Origin of the sequence: Nocardioides potassii (assembly GCF_021648885.1) — a bacterium.
GTDB classification, from domain to species: domain Bacteria; phylum Actinomycetota; class Actinomycetes; order Propionibacteriales; family Nocardioidaceae; genus Nocardioides; species Nocardioides potassii.
The window spans coordinates 55,102-72,125 of record NZ_JAKJHZ010000005.1; the positions used below are offsets into that span (position 1 = coordinate 55,102).

The 17,024-nt window shown below is 70.7% G+C and carries 17 protein-coding genes and 2 tRNA genes; 10 read left to right on the top strand and 9 right to left on the bottom strand.

What is annotated here, in order from left to right; translation table 11 throughout:
• Positions 1–88 precede the first annotated feature (88 nt).
• Positions 89–631, top strand: coding sequence for a copper resistance CopC family protein (locus L2K70_RS04570; protein WP_236399675.1), 543 nt, complete (start codon positions 89–91; stop codon positions 629–631).
• Positions 632–647: 16 nt separating this feature from the next.
• On the opposite strand, the gene L2K70_RS21555 is transcribed toward L2K70_RS04570, so the two are convergent.
• Positions 648–1,721 (bottom strand): glycoside hydrolase family 16 protein, encoded by a 1,074-nt coding sequence (locus L2K70_RS21555; protein ID WP_308195732.1) that lies wholly within the window; start codon positions 1,719–1,721, stop codon positions 648–650.
• Positions 1,722–2,173: 452 nt separating this feature from the next.
• Here L2K70_RS21555 and L2K70_RS04580 point away from each other — a divergent pair, with 452 nt between their 5' ends.
• Entirely contained in the window at positions 2,174–3,400 is a 1,227-nt protein-coding gene (locus L2K70_RS04580; RefSeq protein ID WP_236399680.1) for an ATP-binding protein, read from the top strand.
• Between the two features lie 188 nt (positions 3,401–3,588).
• Here L2K70_RS04580 and L2K70_RS04585 read toward each other — a convergent pair.
• Both L2K70_RS04585 and L2K70_RS04590 read right to left on the bottom strand, forming a co-directional pair.
• Positions 3,589–3,661: transfer RNA gene (locus L2K70_RS04585), tRNA-Lys, on the bottom strand.
• Positions 3,662–3,736: 75 nt separating this feature from the next.
• Entirely contained in the window at positions 3,737–5,305 is a 1,569-nt protein-coding gene (locus L2K70_RS04590) for a phytoene desaturase family protein (protein WP_236399683.1), read from the bottom strand.
• 137 nt (positions 5,306–5,442) lie between these two features.
• Here L2K70_RS04590 and L2K70_RS04595 point away from each other — a divergent pair, with 137 nt between their 5' ends.
• The 3 genes from L2K70_RS04595 to L2K70_RS04605 all read left to right on the top strand — a co-directional run bounded on the left by L2K70_RS04595 (position 5,443) and on the right by L2K70_RS04605 (position 8,682).
• Positions 5,443–6,354, top strand: coding sequence for a universal stress protein (locus tag L2K70_RS04595; protein ID WP_236399686.1), 912 nt, complete (start codon positions 5,443–5,445; stop codon positions 6,352–6,354).
• A 62-nt stretch (positions 6,355–6,416) separates the two neighbouring features.
• Positions 6,417–7,550, top strand: a complete 1,134-nt coding sequence (locus tag L2K70_RS04600) for an FUSC family protein (RefSeq protein WP_236399689.1) — start codon at positions 6,417–6,419, stop codon at positions 7,548–7,550.
• 70 nt (positions 7,551–7,620) lie between these two features.
• A complete protein-coding gene (locus L2K70_RS04605; RefSeq protein WP_236399692.1) occupies positions 7,621–8,682 on the top strand; it encodes a MerR family transcriptional regulator in 1,062 nt (353 codons plus the stop codon).
• Positions 8,683–8,743: 61 nt separating this feature from the next.
• On the opposite strand, the gene L2K70_RS04610 is transcribed toward L2K70_RS04605, so the two are convergent.
• Positions 8,744–8,819 (bottom strand) — tRNA-His (locus tag L2K70_RS04610).
• Positions 8,820–8,881: 62 nt separating this feature from the next.
• Complete coding sequence (gene orn / locus L2K70_RS04615) at positions 8,882–9,550, bottom strand: oligoribonuclease (protein WP_308195734.1); 669 nt, start codon at positions 9,548–9,550, stop codon at positions 8,882–8,884.
• 70 nt (positions 9,551–9,620) lie between these two features.
• Between orn and L2K70_RS04620 the strand changes: the two genes are divergently transcribed.
• From L2K70_RS04620 to L2K70_RS04630, 3 genes are read left to right on the top strand one after another with little or no spacing between them, the layout of a single operon-like run.
• Positions 9,621–10,163, top strand: a complete 543-nt coding sequence (locus L2K70_RS04620) for a MauE/DoxX family redox-associated membrane protein (RefSeq protein WP_236399694.1) — start codon at positions 9,621–9,623, stop codon at positions 10,161–10,163.
• The gene (locus L2K70_RS04625; protein WP_236399696.1) at positions 10,129–10,908 is read left to right on the top strand and encodes a DsbA family protein; all 780 of its coding nucleotides are present in this window, start codon (positions 10,129–10,131) and stop codon (positions 10,906–10,908) included. Before L2K70_RS04620 ends, L2K70_RS04625 begins: the two co-directional genes overlap by 35 nt.
• Before the next feature lie 23 nt (positions 10,909–10,931).
• The gene (locus L2K70_RS04630) at positions 10,932–11,972 is read left to right on the top strand and encodes an adenosine deaminase (RefSeq protein ID WP_236399699.1); all 1,041 of its coding nucleotides are present in this window, start codon (positions 10,932–10,934) and stop codon (positions 11,970–11,972) included.
• 187 nt (positions 11,973–12,159) lie between these two features.
• Here L2K70_RS04630 and L2K70_RS04635 read toward each other — a convergent pair whose 3' ends face one another.
• Positions 12,160–12,414: a DUF3263 domain-containing protein gene (locus L2K70_RS04635; protein WP_308195736.1), complete on the bottom strand. Its 255-nt coding sequence runs from the start codon at positions 12,412–12,414 to the stop codon at positions 12,160–12,162.
• A gap of 47 nt (positions 12,415–12,461) precedes the next feature.
• On the opposite strand from L2K70_RS04635, the gene L2K70_RS04640 reads away from it, so the two are divergent.
• The gene (locus tag L2K70_RS04640) at positions 12,462–12,686 is read left to right on the top strand and encodes a hypothetical protein (protein ID WP_236399705.1); all 225 of its coding nucleotides are present in this window, start codon (positions 12,462–12,464) and stop codon (positions 12,684–12,686) included.
• On the opposite strand, the gene L2K70_RS04645 is transcribed toward L2K70_RS04640, so the two are convergent.
• Entirely contained in the window at positions 12,683–13,057 is a 375-nt protein-coding gene (locus L2K70_RS04645; RefSeq protein ID WP_236399708.1) for a hypothetical protein, read from the bottom strand. The genes L2K70_RS04640 and L2K70_RS04645 overlap by 4 nt on opposite strands.
• Before the next feature lie 71 nt (positions 13,058–13,128).
• On the opposite strand from L2K70_RS04645, the gene L2K70_RS04650 reads away from it, so the two are divergent.
• Complete coding sequence (locus L2K70_RS04650; RefSeq protein ID WP_268930172.1) at positions 13,129–14,202, top strand: acyltransferase family protein; 1,074 nt, start codon at positions 13,129–13,131, stop codon at positions 14,200–14,202.
• Positions 14,203–14,250: 48 nt separating this feature from the next.
• Here L2K70_RS04650 and L2K70_RS04655 read toward each other — a convergent pair whose 3' ends face one another.
• Positions 14,251–15,465, bottom strand: a complete 1,215-nt coding sequence (locus L2K70_RS04655; protein ID WP_236399711.1) for an SGNH/GDSL hydrolase family protein — start codon at positions 15,463–15,465, stop codon at positions 14,251–14,253.
• Positions 15,462–17,021: a hypothetical protein gene (locus tag L2K70_RS04660; RefSeq protein WP_236399714.1), complete on the bottom strand. Its 1,560-nt coding sequence runs from the start codon at positions 17,019–17,021 to the stop codon at positions 15,462–15,464. The genes L2K70_RS04655 and L2K70_RS04660 overlap by 4 nt, the downstream gene beginning before the upstream one ends.
• Positions 17,022–17,024 lie beyond the last annotated feature (3 nt).

Below are 17,024 nucleotides of genomic sequence, written 5' to 3' on the forward strand. Positions count from 1 at the left end.
ACCGGCCCGCACCGTTCCACCGCACGACCCGATCCGCCGGGATCGGCCCACGCTCCGCCCGATCCACCGTCCGACGAAGGGACACCCGATGCCTCGCCCCGTCACCACGCCCGGCCGCATCGTGACCGCGGCGGTCGTCGCACTGCTCGCGACGGTGGTGGGGTTCCCGGCGGTCGTCCCGGCCTCGGCCCACGGCGAGCTGCTGTTCTCCGACCCGTCCGACGGAGGGGTCCTGGAGGCACTGCCGTCACGCGCGTTCCTGACGTTCTCCGACTCGATCACCGAGATCCGCGAAATCACGATCGTCGGACCCGACGGGAGCGTCACCAACGGTGCGCCGACCTCGGTCGGCCCGGAGGTGCGGCAGACGTTGTGGGCCGGCCCGGAGGGCTCCTACACGATGGAGTACTTCGTCGTGTCGGCCGACGGCCACGACGTCCGCGGCGACGTGCACTTCGAGGTCGGCTCCGCCCCGACGTCCGCTGCGAGTGCGGACGGTGAGGCGACCGGCACCCCGGCGGCGGACGGGTGGGCCGAGCGCGGACGCGGAGCCGTCGTACCCGGCGTCGTGGTCGTGCTCGCCGCCGCGACCGCACTGGTGCTCGCGCGACGGCGTCGCGCCCAGGCCTGATCGGGCCGTCAGGCCCTCACTGGCCCCAGACCCGCACCCAGTCGACCTTCGCGGTCTGGCGCATCCGGCGAGGGGTCAGCTTCTCCAGCTCGTAGTCGGACGTGAGCATCGACAGCAGCAGGTACTCCGGAGCCTGGGACACGATCTCGGTCTGGCGCCAGTACTCACGACCGTCGACGCGGAAGACCAGGGCGTCCGGGGTCCACTCGACGCTGAACACGTGGTAGGCCTGCGACCACGTCTCGGCGCGCTTGCGGAGCCGGTTCGCGCCGGGGAACTTCCCCCCGAGCTTGTGGTGCTCGTTCGCGTCGTCGTACCAGTGGAGGAACGACGCGATGGTGGAGTCGCGCTTCGTGCGGCCGAAGAACTCGACGACGTCGATCTCGGTGCCCTTGGCCGGCCGACCCGGCGTGTACCAGTTCGCGGGCTGCATCCAGAACGAGGCGTGCATGCCCTTGTCGAGGTGCATCTTCATCCGGACCGCGGCGTAGCCGTAGGTGAAGTCGAAGGTGTCCCGGGTGAAGAGCTGGGTGTTGAGCATGTAGCGGTGCGAGCCCGACTGCCCGTTGAGGTGCCAGGTGCAGGTCTGGTCGGCGCGCGCGGGGTCGTAGGCGACGCCCATCCGGAGGACGCCACCGCCCAGGGTGCGGGCGCGGGGTGAGAGCCGGGAGCACATCCGCATGTACGCCGGTGCCAGTGTCGGCTGGTCGCGCCACCTGGTCCGGTCGAGCCGCTTGCCGGAGAACTCGTCGCGGAAGATCGTGTCGAACCCCCGTGCCTGCACGCTGCCGGTCACGGCCAGGGTCGCCCCGGAGCCGGACACGGCGACCGCGCGGTAGCGGCTGGTGGTGTCGGGGAGGGTGAAGACGGTCGAGCCGGTGCGGTGCTCACGGCCCCGGGCCACCGTCTCCCAGCCCGACCCGGTGTCCCGCTGCAGCACGACCGTCCGGCCCGTCCGGGTGTCGGAGAAGGACGCCAGCGCCTGGGTCCTGCCGCTCGACCTCGTCGGGCTGGTCCCCGGTTGGGCGATGGCCGGTCGGAGGTCGAGCACACCGGTGCTGATCTCGGCGCTGGCCCGGGTGACCCTCACCGGTGGCGCCTCGTCGCTGGCGAGCGCGGGGGGAGCCATGGCGACCGTGCACGCAAGGACGGTCAGCAGGAGACGCGACGCCAGTGACACAGCGGACCTCTCGGACGGCAGACGACGGACATGTTCGGCGACCCCCCCGGGCAGCGCCGGTGCGAGGTTAGTCGACCTGTTCAGTCCACGGGACCAGACCCGGAGATCGTCTCGTGATGTGTGCCGACTCCCTGGGTGGTCGCTGTGTCGCGCAGGTCCTGGCCCAGAAGGCTGGCTATCCGGGGGGTTGGTCCACCTGCGCGACGACCCTCACGGGGCGAACTGACATGGTGAGCCGCCTTGGCGACACCCTCGGTCAAAGACCAGACCCGCGCCTACGCGCTTCGCGGCTCGTCTTTACCAAGTTTATCCAACTTTATTGACGTGTGCTAAAGCAGGATAATCTTGATAAGATCGGACGCATGGATCCGGTCCGAAACCCGTACACGCCGAACGCCGGCGCGCAGCCGCCTGCGGTTGTGGGTCGCGACGTTCAGTTGCAGACGTTCGAGCTGTTGCTGAAGCGGATGAGCGCCGGACGTACTGAACGGTCGATGATCATCACCGGGCTGCGCGGCGTGGGCAAGACAGTGTTGCTCGGACGCTTTCGCAGCAAGGCGCAAGAGCTCGACTGGGTCGTGGTTGAGCGCGAGGTCTCCAAGCATGACGATGAGAAGTTCCGCCGCCAGATGGTCAGCTCGATCCGAACGGCCCTTTTCGAGATGTCACCCAAGGCGCGGTGGGGGGACCGCATGAAGCGCGCGGCCGCCGTCCTCAAGTCTTTCAGCGTGTCGGTCGACCCCACGGGTGCGCTGACGGGCGGAATGGACGTTGATGCGGCTCAAGGGTTCGCCGACCAGCAGGACCTCCAAGCTGACCTCACCGACTTGCTGGTCGCGGTGGGCGAAGCCGCCAAGGACTCCCGCAAAGGCCTCGTACTACTCTTCGATGAGGTGCAGTTCCTCTCCACTGCTCAACTCGAAGCCCTCATCTCGGCGCTGCACAAGACAGTTCAGCGCGCCCTGCCCGTCACCATGGTCGGCGCCGGGTTGCCGCAGATCGCCGAACTTGCAGGCGACGCCAAGTCGTATTCCGAGCGGCTCTTCAAGTTTCCCAGGATCGGCAACCTCGATGAAGAAGACGCGCGAGATGCACTCGTCGGGCCGGCTCGAGCCGAAGGCGCCGACTGGGCGGCGGATGCGCTCGACCTCGCCACTGAGGTCACAGGCGGCTACCCGTACTTCCTCCAGGAGCTCGGCTACGAGGTATGGGGCGTCGCTGAGGGTCCGGTGATCACGCGAGAAGATGTTGAGCTGGCTGTGCCGACGTACGAAGCCAAGCTCGACGAGTCATTCTTCCGCGTCCGCCTGGATCGAGCGACCGAGATGGAACGCATCTACCTGCGCGCCATGGCTGAACTGGGGCCCGAGCCGCAGAAGGCGCAAGACGTTGCGGCTGTCATCGGCCGCAAGTCCACCCAGATGGGTCCTACTCGAGCGCAGCTCATCAACATGGGGTTGCTGTACACCCCGCAGCACGGCTACGCAGCCTTCACGGTGCCCCACTTCGACAGGTTCATGCTGCGAACCATCCCGGCGCTCATGATGCCGCCAGACAGGGCCGGGAAGAAGAGTCGGAAGGACGGCTGAAAGTCGAATTTAACTGAGGGCGGCCACCCCGCACCGGCGACGCCGTCCTGGACGCCGTGCTGAGGACGTAGATAGTGGGTGCGGGGTCCCTTCCACAGATGCGCCGTGTCGTCGTGGGTGGAAGCGATGTGGTCGACGCTCGGTGCACGACGAAGGCCCCCGACCATCGGTCGGGGGCCTTGCTCGTGTACGCCATCAGGGACTCGAACCCCGAACCCGCTGATTAAGAGTCAGCTGCTCTGCCAATTGAGCTAATGGCGCCCGGTGAAGCGAGTGAGACTCTACAGCCCCGGTGACGGGCAGGCGAAATCGGGATGGACACCACCGGTGGTCGCCCTACAGGTCGGCGAGCACGGCCTGGGCGGCGTTGTGGCCCCCGAGCCCGGAGACCGCTCCGCCGCGGCGGGCGCCCGACCCGCACAGGAACACCGTGTCGTGGTCGGTCTGCACGCCCCACTGCTGGGCCGGGGTCTCGAGGCGGGAGCGGTTCGGCGCCCACGGCCAGTCGAGGTCGCCGTGGAAGATGTGGCCGCCGGGCATCGCCAGGTCGCGCTCGACGTCCTGGGGGATCTTCGCCTCGATGCACGGGTTGCCGTCGGCGTCGCGGGCGAGGCAGTCCTCGATCGGCTCGGCGAGGACGGCGTCCAGCGAGGCGAGGGCGCGTCGTACGGCGACGTCGCGCGCGCCGGGGTCGGCGTCGAACAGGCCGGCCGGGACGTGGAGGCCGAAGTAGGTCAACGTGTGCGCCGAGCCGGCCCGGTCGCCCAGGATGGAGGGGTCGGTGAGGCTGTGGCAGTAGACCTCGCCCGGCAGCGGGTCGGGCACCTGCCCCGAGGCAGCGGCGTCGTACGCCCGCTCGAGCTGGGTGTAGTCCTCGGCGAGGTGCAGCGTGCCGGCGAACGCGACCTCCGGGTCCGCGCCGGACCGCAGTGCCGGGAGCCGGTCGAGGAGGACGTTGATCTTCAGCTGGGAGCCGACCGGCTTGGTCTCGGCCTCCTCGCCGTCCCCGAGCAGGATCCGCAGCACCCACGGGGCGACGCCGGAGAGGACCCGGCGACCGGTCACGGAGTGCTGCCCGTGGCCGTCGTGCCAGACGACCTCGGCGCCGTCCAGGCCGGGGTGGATGGCGCTCACCCCTGCCCCGGTGACGATCTCGGCGCCGGCCTCGACGGCCGCACGTGCGAGGGCGTCGGTGACAGCACCCATCCCGCCGATCGGCACCCGCCACTCACCGGTGCCGTTGCCGACCAGGTGGTAGAGGAAGCAGCGGTTCTGGACCAGGGACGAGTCGTCCAGCGAGGCGAACGTCCCGATCAGGGCGTCGGTCGCCACGACGCCGCGGACCGTGTCGTCGGCGAAGCGCTCGGTGATGGTGCGACCCAGCGGCTGCTCCACGAGGTCGGCCCACGTGCCAGCGTCGACCCGCGCGCGCACGTCGCGCTCGAGGGGCAGCGGCTGCATGAGGGTCGGCGCCACGACCTCGGCCAGCCGGCCGACCTCGGCGTAGAACGCCTGCCAGGCGGCGTACTCCTCGTCCCCGCCGGTGAGCTCGCGGAAGGACGCGCGCGTCGCCTGGCCCTCGGGGCGCTCGACGAGCAGGCCGCCGGCGCGCTCGCCGCGCATCCAAGGGGTGTACGACGCCGTGGTGCGGGAGGCGAGCCGGACGTCGAGGCCGAGGTCGGCCATGAGCTGCTCGGGCATCAGGCTGACGAGGTAGGAGTAGCGGGAGAGCCGCGCCGGGTGGCCGGAGAACGGCTCGACGGACACGGCCGCGCCACCCGTGTGGCCGAGCCGCTCGAGGACCACGACCGAGAGGCCGGCACGCGCGAGGTAGGCGGCGCTGACGAGGGCGTTGTGACCGCCGCCGACCACGACGACGTCATAGCTGCTCCTGCCGGTGCTCATCGGGTCAACGTAGTACGACGTCGTGGGGTCGGGGCCCTTCGGCGCACCGCGTCGGGTCCAACGGCCCTGCCCGTCGGCCCGGCGCCGGTGAAGAGTGGTGGCACGGACCCACCAGCAGACGAGATCGAGGAGGAGACATGAACGGCACGGACGCACAGGTCGTCGTCGGGGTAGGCACGGAGGACATGCGGGCCGCCCTCGCGGTGGCAGCGGAGGAGGCGGTGCGCGCGCGGTGCGGCCTGCACCTGGTGCGCGCGGTGCACGTCCCGGCCGTCTCGGCAGAGACGCTCCTCGTGCTGCCGGAGGTCGAGGACCACAGCAGGGTGCTCCTGGCGGCCGCCGTCGAGCAGGCCGAGGAGCTCGTGAAGGGTGCCGTTCCGGTGACGCAACGGCTCGTGGTGCGGGCGCCCGTGCCCGCGCTCGTCGACGCTGGTCAGGGCGCGCGGATGGTCGTGCTCGCCCACCGGCGGATGTCCCGGGCCGCCCGCCTCGTGGAGCGGAGCGTGACGAACGCGGTCGCCACCCGCCTCGAGGTCCCGGTCGTCGCGGTGCCCAGCGGCTGGCAGCGGTCCGGGTCGCCGCTGGTGGTGGCGGGCATCGACGAGGCCGACCGCGCCGAGGACGTGCTGCGCGCGGCCATCGGCGAGGCCCGGGCGCGGGGTGCCTCCCTGCGGCTCGTGCACTCCTTCGCCGTCCCGGCGGTCTACGAGGACCTGCTGGTCGGCGCCGGAGAGGTACGACGTTGGGAGGAGCGCGGCCGGGCAGAGTTGTGCGCCGCGGTCGACCGCCTCGGCGATGCGTCCGTCGCGACCGAGGCGGAGGTGGTGGTCCGCTCGGGCCGTGCCGCCGACGTGCTGCTCGCCGAGGCGGCCGACGCGGACCTGCTGGTCCTGGGGCGCCACGACCCCCTCGTGCCGATCGGGTCGCACCTCGGTCCGGTCGTGCGGGCCGTCCTGCGCGATGCGCCGTGCCCGGTCCTGCTCATCACGCCTCGTGGGACGCGGCGGCAGGACCGATCGCTCGCCGTCAGCGGTCGCGGCGCCTACTGACCGACCGACCCCTCGCCCGATCGGGCGTAGGACGCCTCCCCGCGCCCCGTAGTGTCGAGCGGATGGGAGGGTTCGAGATGGAGAAGGTGAGGACCTGGGTCGACGACCGGCTCAGCGACCCGATCTGGTGGAACGACTGCCTGCAGCTCGCCAAGACGGTGCTCGCGGCCGTGGCGGCCTGGGTCATCGCGGCAAGCGTGCTGGACCTGCCGCAGCCGTTCCTGGCGCCGTGGTCGGCGCTGCTCGTGGTGCACGCCACGGTCTACCGGACGTTCTCGAAGGGCGCGCAGCAGGTCGCCGCGACGGTGGTGGCGGTGCTGCTCGCGACGGCCGTGGGGGAGTGGCTCGGGCTCACGACCGGGTCGATGGCCCTGCTGCTCGCGGTCGCGCTGCTGCTGGGGTCGGTGCCGTGGCTGGGCGCCGAGGCCACGACGATCGCCGCCACCGGCGTGGTGGTGCTGGCGACCGGCTTCGACGACGACGTGATGCTGGTGTCGCGGCTGCTCGACACCGCGATCGGCGTCGCCGTCGGGCTGCTGGTCAACGTCATCGTGTGGCCCCCGCTGCGTCGTCGTACGGCTGCCAAGGCGCTCGACCGCATCGACGACGGCATCGGTGAGCTCCTCATCGACATGGCGGGCGGGCTCGGCGACGGCTGCCAGGACGAGGACATCACCGCGTGGATCGACCGCACCCGCGACCTCGACGAGGACCTCGACCAGGCGTGGGCGCTCGTGCGTCAGGCGCAGGAGAGCGCCCGCATGAACCCGCGCCGCTCGGCCCGCCCGATGAAGAACCCGGAGCACTGGCACGAGCTGCTGCGCCGGATGGAGCAGGCCATCGCGGAGACGCGCAGCCTGGCCCGCACCCTCGGCGGGCAGAGCGCGCACCGGGAGACGTGGGGCGAGGCGTTCGCGACCCCGTGGATAAAGATGCTCGGCGACGCGGGCCGCGCGGCGTCGGAGGCCGACCCGGGCGGGCTGCTGGACGTACGGCGCAGGCTCGTCGAGCTCAGTGAGGAGATGCGGGCGACCGAGAGGTCTCCGGAGTGGCCGATCTACGGCGCCCTCATCATCAACCTGCGCAACATCATCGACGCCATGGACGTGGTCGCCGAGGCGAACCCGATCGGTGCACCGCCGCTCCCGATCCACCTCCCGCAGCGTCGGTCGGCCGTGCCGAGGGAGAGCGCTTGACCTTGACCTCGGGTCAAGCCGGATGGTCGTCTCGCCGGCGACGCCAGGTCCCGGTCACGAGAGGACGACGATGCTGACGATCGGCGAGTTCGCGCGGGCGACCGGCCTGACGGCCAAGGCGCTGCGGTTGTACGACGACCTGGGGCTGCTGGCCCCCGCGGACGTGGACGCGCACACCGGCTACCGGCGCTACACGGCGGACCAGGTGAACCGGGCGCGTCTGGTCGCCCGGCTGCGGTCGGTGGGGGTGCCGCTGCGGCGCATCGCCACGATCGTCGGCCTGGACGACCGCGAGGCCGCAGCGGCCGAGCTGCTGTCGTACTGGCGCCAGGTCGAGGCCGACACCGCGTCGTCGCGCCACGTCGTCGCCGCTCTCGTGTCAGAGATGAGAGGACACGACATGCACCCCACCGCCACCCACCACCCGGCTCCCCGCTCGGCGCACCGCGCCGGCCGGGGCGGACGATCCCTCGACCTCGACCGGGTCCACCCGCGCGAGCACCGCGTCGCCGCGCAGGTCACCGGTCAGCGGGTCTTCGCCGTCGCAGACGGCTACGGCGAGGACGGCGCCGCCGACGCGGCACTCGAGGCGCTCGCGAGCCTCGACGGCGCGGAGCAGGTCGCCGACCCGCTGGGCGCGCTCGACGCGACCGTCACTCGCGCGGCCGAGGCCGTCGCCGCCCGCGGCGTGGACGCGGGAGGCACGACGCTGACCGCGTTGCTCCTGGCCGGCGACCGGGCCCTCGTCGCCCACGTCGGTGACTCGCGGGCGTACGTCGTCCGCGACGGCAGCCTGGAGCGGCTCACCCGCGACCACACGGTCGTCCAGTCGCTCATCGACGAGGGGAGGCTCACCGCCGACGAGGCGCGCTCGGACCCCGACCGCAACCTGCTCAACCGCGCGCTCGCCCCGGGGGCGCCGGCGGCGCCGGACCTGTCGGTCCGTCAGCTGCACGCGGGCGACCGGTTCGTCCTCACCACGGACGGCGTGCACAGCGTCCTCGAGCCGCGTCGGCTCGCCGAGCTGCTGCTCGCCCCGGGGACGCCCGAGGAGGTGACGCACGCCGTCGAGGCGGCGGTGCTCGCTGCCGGGGCGCCCGACAACTACGGCGTCGTGGTCGTCGACGTGTAGGCCGGCCGGATCCCCGCAAATAGCTCGAGGCCCTGACCAGTCGGTCAGGGCCTCGCGCTGTTGGGGTGAGTAACGGGACTCGAACCCGCGACATCCGCCACCACAAGGCGGCGCTCTACCAGCTGAGCTATACCCACCATGCCTGCTCGATCGTCACCGGTTGCCCGGGGCGTCGAGGACGACGTGAAGTGTAGGGCAATCAGTGGCCGGAGCTGGAATCCGGTCCACCCTCGCCGTCAGCCTCGAGCCCGCCCTCGATCCCGAGCCCGGTCAGCTGCCCGCCGTGGCGCGCCGCGATCTCCTTGGCCAGGGCGCTGTCCGGGCCGGGCTGCGGCACGAAGACGGCCTCGCGGTAGTAGCGCAGCTCCTCGATGCTCTCCTGGATGTCGGCCAGCGCGCGGTGGTTGCCACGCTTGGTCGGGGCCGCGAAGTAGGCACGCGGGTACCACCGGCGCGAGAGCTCCTTGATCGAGGAGACGTCGACGATGCGGTAGTGGAGGAAGGCGTCGAGCGCCTTCATGTCGCGCGCGAGGAAGGCCCGGTCCGTGGCGACGGTGTTGCCGGCGAGCGGGGGACGGCTGCCCTCTGCGCAGTGCTCGTGGATGTAGGCCAGCACCTGCTCCTCGGCGTCCGCGAGCGTCGTACCGCCGTCGAGCTCGTCGAGCAGGCCGGACTTCTCGTGCATGCTCCGCACGAACTCGACCATCTGGTCCAGCGACTCCTGCGACGGCTTGATGATCAGGTCGATGCCCTCGCCGAGGACGTTGAGCTCGAAGTCCGTCACGAGCGCGGCGACCTCGATCAGCGCGTCGGCGCCGAGGTCGAGGCCGGTCATCTCGCAGTCGATCCATACCAGTCTGTCGCTCACGAGCCGCCACCCTACGCGCTGCGCGGACGCTCTCAGGCACGGCTCAGGGTCACCTCTTAGCCTCAGGGGTGTGAGCGGAGGGGTGAGGGACTGGTTCGGCCTCGTCGCGCGCCTGGTGACCGGTGGCGTGTGGATCGTGGCCGGCGCGCTCAAGCTGCCGCACCCCGCGGACAGCGTGCGCGCGGTGCGGGCGTACGACCTCCTGCCGGAGGCAGTGGTGCCCGCCGTGGGGCACCTGCTCCCGGTCATCGAGGTCGTGATCGGGCTCTGCCTGGTCCTCGGCGTGCTGGTGCGCGGCACCTCGATCGTCTCGGCGCTGCTCTTCGTTGCCTTCATCATCGGCATCTCGAGCGCCTGGGCGCGCGGGCTGTCGATCGACTGCGGCTGCTTCGGCGGCGGGGGCCAGATCCCGGACGCCGCGGCGAAGTACCCCGGGGAGATCGCCCGAGACGTGGGACTGCTGGCGCTGAGCCTCTGGCTGGTCGTCCGGCCCCGCTCGCGGTTCGCGCTCGACTCCGTCCTGTTCACCTCCGGCACGGACGACGACACTGATCCAGACGACGACGAAGGAAGCCTCGATGGCGCAGAAGAAGACCTCGCACAGGACCGCTGAGGAGAAGGCCGCGACCGCGGCCAAGCGGGAGGCCCGGCGGGCTCGCACCGAGCGCGCCCGCGTGCAGGCCGAGGAGCGCCGCAAGGCCGCCAAGCGCAAGGAGCAGCTCACCCGGTTCGGACTCGTCGCCGGTGTCCTGGTGCTGATCGTCGGCGGCTACTTCCTGGTCACCAGCCTCGGCTCGGACAAGCCGGACACGCCGCCCGAGGGCGCGACGTCGTCGTACGGCATGCGCATCGGTGACGCGGACGCGCCGAAGCAGGTCGTGGTCTACGAGGACTTCCTCTGCCCGTTCTGCGGCCAGCTCGAGACGACGGTGCGCGACCAGCTCGACGCCGCCGTCGAGGCCGGGGACGTCAGCGTGGAGTTCCGCCCGCTGAACTTCCTCTCGCGGCTCGGGGACTACTCGATGGACTCCGCCAACGCGTTCGCGGTCGTCCTCGACGCCTCCGGTCCCGACGTCGCCAAGAAGTTCCACGACCTGCTCTTCGACAACCAGCCGTCCGAGAATGGTCCGTTCCCGAGCAAGGACGACCTCGTCGACCTCGCCGTGCAGGCGGGTGCCACGGAGGCCGACGTGCGGCCCGGCATCGAGGACCTGGCCTACGAGGGCTGGGTCGACGCCGCCGAGGACGCGGCGTCGAAGGCCGGGGTCAACGCGACCCCGACCGTGCTCATCGACGGCAAGAAGGTCGAGGGCGAGGGCCTGACGATCGCCGACATCGCCCAGCAGATGGTCGGCTGATCCGGCCTGAGACACTGCCGGGCGTGAGCCTCCAGTCCTTCATCACCGGCCTGCCCAAGGCCGAGCTGCACGTGCACCACGTCGGGTCTGCGTCGCCGCGGATCGTCTCCGAGCTCGCGGCGCGCCACCCCGACGCCGGGGTGCCGAGCGACCTCGACGGCCTCAAGCAGTTCTTCACGTTCCGCGACTTCGCCCACTTCATCGAGGTCTACCTCGCGGTCGTCGGCCTGATCCGCACGCCGGAGGACATCCGGTTGCTGACCTACGAGGTCGCCCGCGAGATGGCAGAGGGCCAGAACCTCCGCTACGCCGAGCTCACCTGCACGCCGTACACCTCCGTGCTGGCCGGCATCGCCATCGAGGGCTACACCGAGGCGATCGAGGACGCCCGCGTGGCGGCCGAGCGTGACTTCGGGCTGGTGCTGCGCTGGATCTACGACATCCCCGGCGAGTCCGGGATCCCGGCCGCCGACGCGACCTTGGAGTACGCCCTCCGGCACCGGACGGACGCTCTCGTCGGTTTCGGCCTGGGTGGGCCGGAGACCGGGGTGCCGCGGGCCCAGTTCCGGGAGCACTTCGACCGGGCGCGGGCCGCGGGGCTGCACTCGGTGCCCCACGCCGGTGAGACGACCGGCCCGGAGACGATCTGGGAGTCCCTTCGCCTGCTGGGTGCCGAGCGCATCGGCCACGGGGTCTCCGCCGCCCGGGATCCGGAGCTGCTCGCCCACCTCGCGGAGACGGGCGTCGTGCTCGAGGTCTGCCCGACCTCGAACATCGCGACCCGCGCAGTGGACCGGATCGAGGACCACCCGCTGCGCACCTTCGTCGACGCGGGCGTGGCAGTGACGATCAACTCCGACGACCCGCCGATGTTCGCCACCACCCTGAGCCAGGACTACGAGGTCGCCGCGGACCTGCTCGGGCTCGACGAGGCGGGTGTCGCCGACCTGGCCCGCGCAGCGGTCGCGGCGTCGTACGCGCCCGACGACGTGAAGGCGCGCATCGGAGCCGAGATCGACGCCTACGCGGCGGCCGACCGGCGTGTCCCGGGCGACACGCCGTAGCGCCCGAACTTCACCCTCACGAGGGGTTGTGGCGCCGGTCACCCCCGGGATAGAACTGCGGTGTCGGAAGGACTTCGGTCCGGAAGACACCGAGACCCCGGCAACTCATACTTGCCGGGGTCTCACCTATTTTTGAGCGTGAGATGCCCCGTTCGCGGGGCCTGATGTAGCAGCGAAGTAGCAACGGTCACGAGTAGGCGTTCAGTCGACGCGCCGACCGCTGCCTCGCTCGCCCATCCCGTAGTCGCTGCAGCCGCTTCACCAGGAGCGGCGCGTACGCCAGCGCCTCCGGTCGGTCGATGAGCGCGTTGAGCACTTGGTAGTAGCGGACCGCCAGCATCCCGAACTGCTCGACAATCGCCGTCTCCTTCGCGCCCGGGTGGGTCCACTGCTGGGCCTCGAAGTCGAGGATGGCCTGCTCGTCGTCGGTCAGCTGCTGCATGCCGAGGACGGTATGCAGGGGGTCCGACATCGACCTAGGGTGCAGCCATGAGCACGGAGCAGTGGGGAGCCCGGACCGAGGTCGCGACGCTGATCGGCTTCGGCCTGTTCCTCGTCGCGCTGGGCGGGCTGCTCGCCTACCTCGACTTCAACAGCACGAGCGACACGGGAGGCGTGCTGCTGCTGCTCGGCGGTCTGTCCGCGCTCGTCGGGCAGGTGCTCGTCTTCATCGGCATCGTGGCGGTCGGCGTGCGTCTGGGGTCGCGCCCCTAGCCCCAGGTGTTGTGGGCGTGCTTGCAGTGGCTCGTCCTGCTGCTGGGGCACGTCGTGCACCGCGGACAGTCGGCGTGCGCGTCGCGGCCGAGCGACACAGCCTGCTCGACGGGTGCCGGCGGCGGTGTCACGAGGCCGTCGTCGTCGGTGAGCTCGGGGCGTCTGCACCAGGCGACGGGGACGGCGGCGATGTGAGCGGTGTGGAAGGGGTTGCGCCACTGCACCTCGAACCACCAGTCGCCCTGGTCGTCGACGAGGCGGGCACGGATCTCACCCTGCCGCGGCCCGGCGTGGTCGTGGCCGTCTGGAAAGGTGATGACGCACGCCGGCCGCTGGTGCTCGGGGTAGGTGTCGCGCATCGTGAGGGCCATCGGGCCAGTGTGGGTCGCGGGTCCGACAGAGCAACAGCCCAGGTCGGCTGATCTGTGGAAGACTCCCGGACATGTCTCGGGGGAGTCAGCATCTGCGGTCGCTGACGAGCCTCCGCTTCATCGCTGCGTTCTTGGTGGTCGCGCATCACGCCGACCCGATGGTGTATCCGCCTAGTCTCCAGCCCCTCGCTGTGCTGAGGTACGGATATCTCGGCGTGACCTTCTTCTTCGTACTCTCCGGGTTCGTGCTGGTCTGGTCGGCCCGAGACGACGACACCGCGAGGGGCTTTTACCGGCGTCGATTCGCGCGGGTCTGGCCGCTACACGCGCTCACCTTCTGCCTGGCGGCGGGACTCGCAGCCGCGGGCCTGGTCGACGTCTACGGGCCGGCTTGGGCGGCACCGATCAATCTGGCGCTGCTGCAGGCTTGGGTCCCGGATTCCGAGGTGATCCTGTCCTTCAACGACGTCTCTTGGTCGCTGTCGGCCGAGGCGTTCTTCTACGCCGTGTTCCCCGTGCTGGTGATCCTCGGGCGGCGGCGTGGGTGGCCGGTGATGCTCGTGGCCGGGGTCATCTGGCTGGTAGTCGGCGGGGTTTTGGCTCAGGCGCTCGGCTCGCCGGGGTACGTGAGCACTTTCCCTGCGTACAGGGTTGGCGAGTTCGTCGTTGGGATGGCGCTCGGCCTGGCGGCGCGACGAGCGACTCCAGCGCGCCAAGCGCTCGTTCCGACATCGCTTGCCTCCGCGTCAGTCGCGGTGTCGTTCGTGGCCCTGCTTGCGTTCAACCGCTTCAGCGGCGGGTGGTTCGCCGATCACGCGTGGGCTGCGACGCTCGTGATGCTTCCCTCGGTGGCGCTCGTCGTCATGGCGTTCGCCGCGCGTGATGCGGCTGGCCGGGAGGGGCTGCTGACCCACCCGGTGATGGTCCGGCTCGGCTTGTGGTCGTTCGCGCTTTACATGGTGCACAACATCGTCCTGCGGTTGGCCCGGCCCTGGACGAGTGAGCACGGATGGACAGTGTTCATCGCGATCGCGGTCGCCGTCGCACTCTCGGGACTCCTGTACGAGGCGTTCGAGCGGCCCGTTGAGAAGCGGTTGCGTGGCAGGGCCCGTCCGGCTGTGCAGCTCGAGCCTGCGGGGAAATGACAGAACCGGCCCGCCTCCGAGGAGACGGGCCGGTTCTGGTGCTGTAGGTCAGGCGCTGAGCGACTCCACCCACTCTTGGACCGGCGGCACCATCGCGGTCATGCCGAGGTTCGACGGGTGCACGCCGTCACCTCCGAGCGCGCCGAGGTCGACCCGCCACTTCCCGGTGGGCGAGCTCGATCCGCCCTGCTCGACCGCTGCTGCGATGTCCACGACACCCTTGAGCGGGTGACCGGTCTGGCCTGCGCGGATGACGGTGCCGGTCGCGCCCACCGACAGGGCGGCACGGGTGGTCGGGTGACAGGGTGCGCCGTCGCGGAGGAACGCGATCCACGGCTGCCGGTAGGTGGCGGCGTAGTCACGGACCGTCTGACCCGAGAGGGTGGCGCATCCATCGTCGGTGTCGACGATCGGCGTCGGTGTGGTCTGCCACAGGGGCAGGTCTGCGTTGAGGCCGTGGATGTAGTCGTAGTTGTCGACGGCGCGCGCCCACATGGTCGTGGTGTTGATGTTGTCGCTGAGGTCGTTGACACCGAACTGGACGAGCATGTGCGTGAGCGCCTCGATGAGATCGGCGCCGAGCCAGCGTCCGGTGAACCGTTGTGCGTTGCGGCCGAAGTTGACCCCAGCGACTGCGCGGGACGCGAGGGCCTGCTGCCACCACAAGCCCTGGGCGGCGATGGAGTCGCCGTACAGGCCGAGCGACAGCGCGGTCGCGCGGCCGTCCCCGATGAACCCGATCGGTACGGGGCCGTTGGCGGGGAAGGCGTCGGGTGACGGGAGGGTGGTCTCGGTCAGGTGTTCCCCGGTCGTCACGGCGGCGGGTGCGGACACGTTGATGTTCTGTGCGGGCGAGTAGACGCGGACCTCGAACGTGGTGGCCTCGAGGAAGGGGCCGGTGAGCGCGTCCGAGGTGAGGTAGCCGTCGAGAGGCAGTGACCCTGACGTGGAGCCGCTGAACGTCACCGGCACCCACGAACCGCCGGCCTTCCGGACAGACGCTTTGAGGGTCGCCGGGTTGGTGATCGACCCCTGCGACCCGCCGAAGAACACCAGCCGCATGTCCGCGGAGTCGGCGAGGACGGTGAACGCGGTGTGCTGCCAGGTCTTGCCGCTGCCCGTGAGGGTGGTGGTGTTCTGGTTCACGCCGAGCGGTTCGGTCATCAGCCGCGGCACGACCAGCGTCGGGTCCGGCGGCGGGGGGCCACCGGTCCCGCCGCCCGTGCCGCCTCCTCCGGTGGCGAGGAGTCGCCGGACGGTCACGCCGTGCTCCCGTTGCCGTACGTGCCGGCTGCGACGGCGAGGGCCTGGGCCTGCTCCTGGGTGACGGGCTCGCCTGCGTTGAGGGCGATGAAGTCGAGGAGGAACCCGCCCTCGCTGCCGCCGAACTGCCACGTGTTGATGTAGAGCTCGTTGCAGTCGTAGGTCGCGTTGATGCCGGTGGGGGTGAAGGTCATCGTCCACGGCACACCGTCGCGGTAGGCGGTGCGGACCTGGTTGCCGCTGCCGTCTCGCTCGGCGTTGATGACGAACAGGTGCTTGAGGGTGTTGTTGTCGTAGTACGTCTCGCCGCTCGCCAGGCCGTAGGTCTGGCCCTCGTTCATCACGAAGAACTTCGTCGATCCGCCTCGTGCGACGGGGTCGGTCACGGCGTCCACGAGGAAGATCAGCGTGAGCTTCTGGGCGCTGTCGAACGCCGTGCCGATCGCAGTGCGCTGCAGCGCGACACTGGTGGTGAACTTCGCCGAACCGGTCGCGCCGGGCGACAGCGCCGCGCCGTTCAGGGCGGGCAACGACTTGCCGTCGCTGGTCACCCAAGCAGTCCCGGGGAGGCTGTCGTGAATCTGGATGGAGCCCTGCGAGAAGCGGGTATACATGTCGAGGTTCATCGCCAGCAGCTGTTCGTGGAGGCCCACGCTGTCGACGTTGGCCGGACCCCAGGTGCGGGCGGTGGAGCGTTCGCCGGTGCTGTTGTAGGCGCGGACAGCACCGGAGTGGGACGACCCTGCGCCGAGGCCGGTGTACGTGTGGGCGGTGTCGCTACCCGAGTCGACCCACGCGCCGCCGTCGATCTGCACCTCGTACCCGGCCGCGACGGTGGAGGCGACCCACGTCAGGGCGTAGCCGTCGGTGGTGGGGTCGACGGTGACGGTTCCGGGCTGGGTGGGCGGGTCGGTGACAGGCTCAACCGTTCCGCCACCGCCGGCGCCCGCGGCCACGAGGTCCCATGCGCCCTCGTAGTAGACGCCGGTCACCCATGCGTCGTCGACGACCTCGATGTCCGAGCCCGCGATCGTGACGGCCTCGGCGCCGGACTTCACCTTGAAGGCGATCGAGTAGCCGGGCGGCGTGCCGAGCTCGATGGTCGTGGGGCCGGTAGCGCGAATGACGTGGAACCCGTTTGCCGGGCTGAGAACGAGCGTGCCTGAAGCGCCGTTGTGCACTTGCACGCCGTCGATGCGGGCCGCGATGGTGTCGAGCAGCTCGCCGTTGCCGAGCGCCTCGAGCACCGCGGCGATGACCTCGGGGGCGGCGGCGATGACCTCCCCGACCGAGGTCCACGTGCCCTGGTTGGTCACCGAGTCGTACACCAGCACCGAGCCGGTCTCAGGCTCGGCAGGAGCGGGCGGCGAGATGATCGCGCCCCAGCGCGTGATGCCCGACTCCGCCGACCCGCCGACCGCCCAGAAGATGTCCGGCGGGTCTGTCAGCGGCGGGTTGCACAGCGACCCGTCGAGCACCGCGCCGTTGGTCGCCGTGAACCCGAGCGTGGGGTAGTCCCAGGGGCCGCCGGGGCGGGTCAGCGTGTAGAACGTCATCGG

What these genes read in the sequence shown, in the direction of transcription:
- L2K70_RS04570 (WP_236399675.1), top strand. Translation starts at nt 89, where the DNA reads ATGCCTCGCCCCGTCACCACGCCCGGCCGCATCGTGACCGCGGCGGTC.
- L2K70_RS04580 (WP_236399680.1), top strand. Translation starts at nt 2,174, where the DNA reads ATGGATCCGGTCCGAAACCCGTACACGCCGAACGCCGGCGCGCAGCCG.
- L2K70_RS04590 (WP_236399683.1), bottom strand. Translation starts at nt 5,305, where the DNA reads ATGAGCACCGGCAGGAGCAGCTATGACGTCGTCGTGGTCGGCGGCGGT.
- L2K70_RS04595 (WP_236399686.1), top strand. Translation starts at nt 5,443, where the DNA reads ATGAACGGCACGGACGCACAGGTCGTCGTCGGGGTAGGCACGGAGGAC.
- L2K70_RS04600 (WP_236399689.1), top strand. Translation starts at nt 6,417, where the DNA reads ATGGGAGGGTTCGAGATGGAGAAGGTGAGGACCTGGGTCGACGACCGG.
- L2K70_RS04605 (WP_236399692.1), top strand. Translation starts at nt 7,621, where the DNA reads ATGCTGACGATCGGCGAGTTCGCGCGGGCGACCGGCCTGACGGCCAAG.
- L2K70_RS04625 (WP_236399696.1), top strand. Translation starts at nt 10,129, where the DNA reads ATGGCGCAGAAGAAGACCTCGCACAGGACCGCTGAGGAGAAGGCCGCG.
- L2K70_RS04635 (WP_308195736.1), bottom strand. Translation starts at nt 12,414, where the DNA reads ATGCAGCAGCTGACCGACGACGAGCAGGCCATCCTCGACTTCGAGGCC.
- L2K70_RS04640 (WP_236399705.1), top strand. Translation starts at nt 12,462, where the DNA reads ATGAGCACGGAGCAGTGGGGAGCCCGGACCGAGGTCGCGACGCTGATC.
- L2K70_RS04645 (WP_236399708.1), bottom strand. Translation starts at nt 13,057, where the DNA reads ATGGCCCTCACGATGCGCGACACCTACCCCGAGCACCAGCGGCCGGCG.
- L2K70_RS04650 (WP_268930172.1), top strand. Translation starts at nt 13,129, where the DNA reads ATGTCTCGGGGGAGTCAGCATCTGCGGTCGCTGACGAGCCTCCGCTTC.
- L2K70_RS04660 (WP_236399714.1), bottom strand. Translation starts at nt 17,021, where the DNA reads ATGACGTTCTACACGCTGACCCGCCCCGGCGGCCCCTGGGACTACCCC.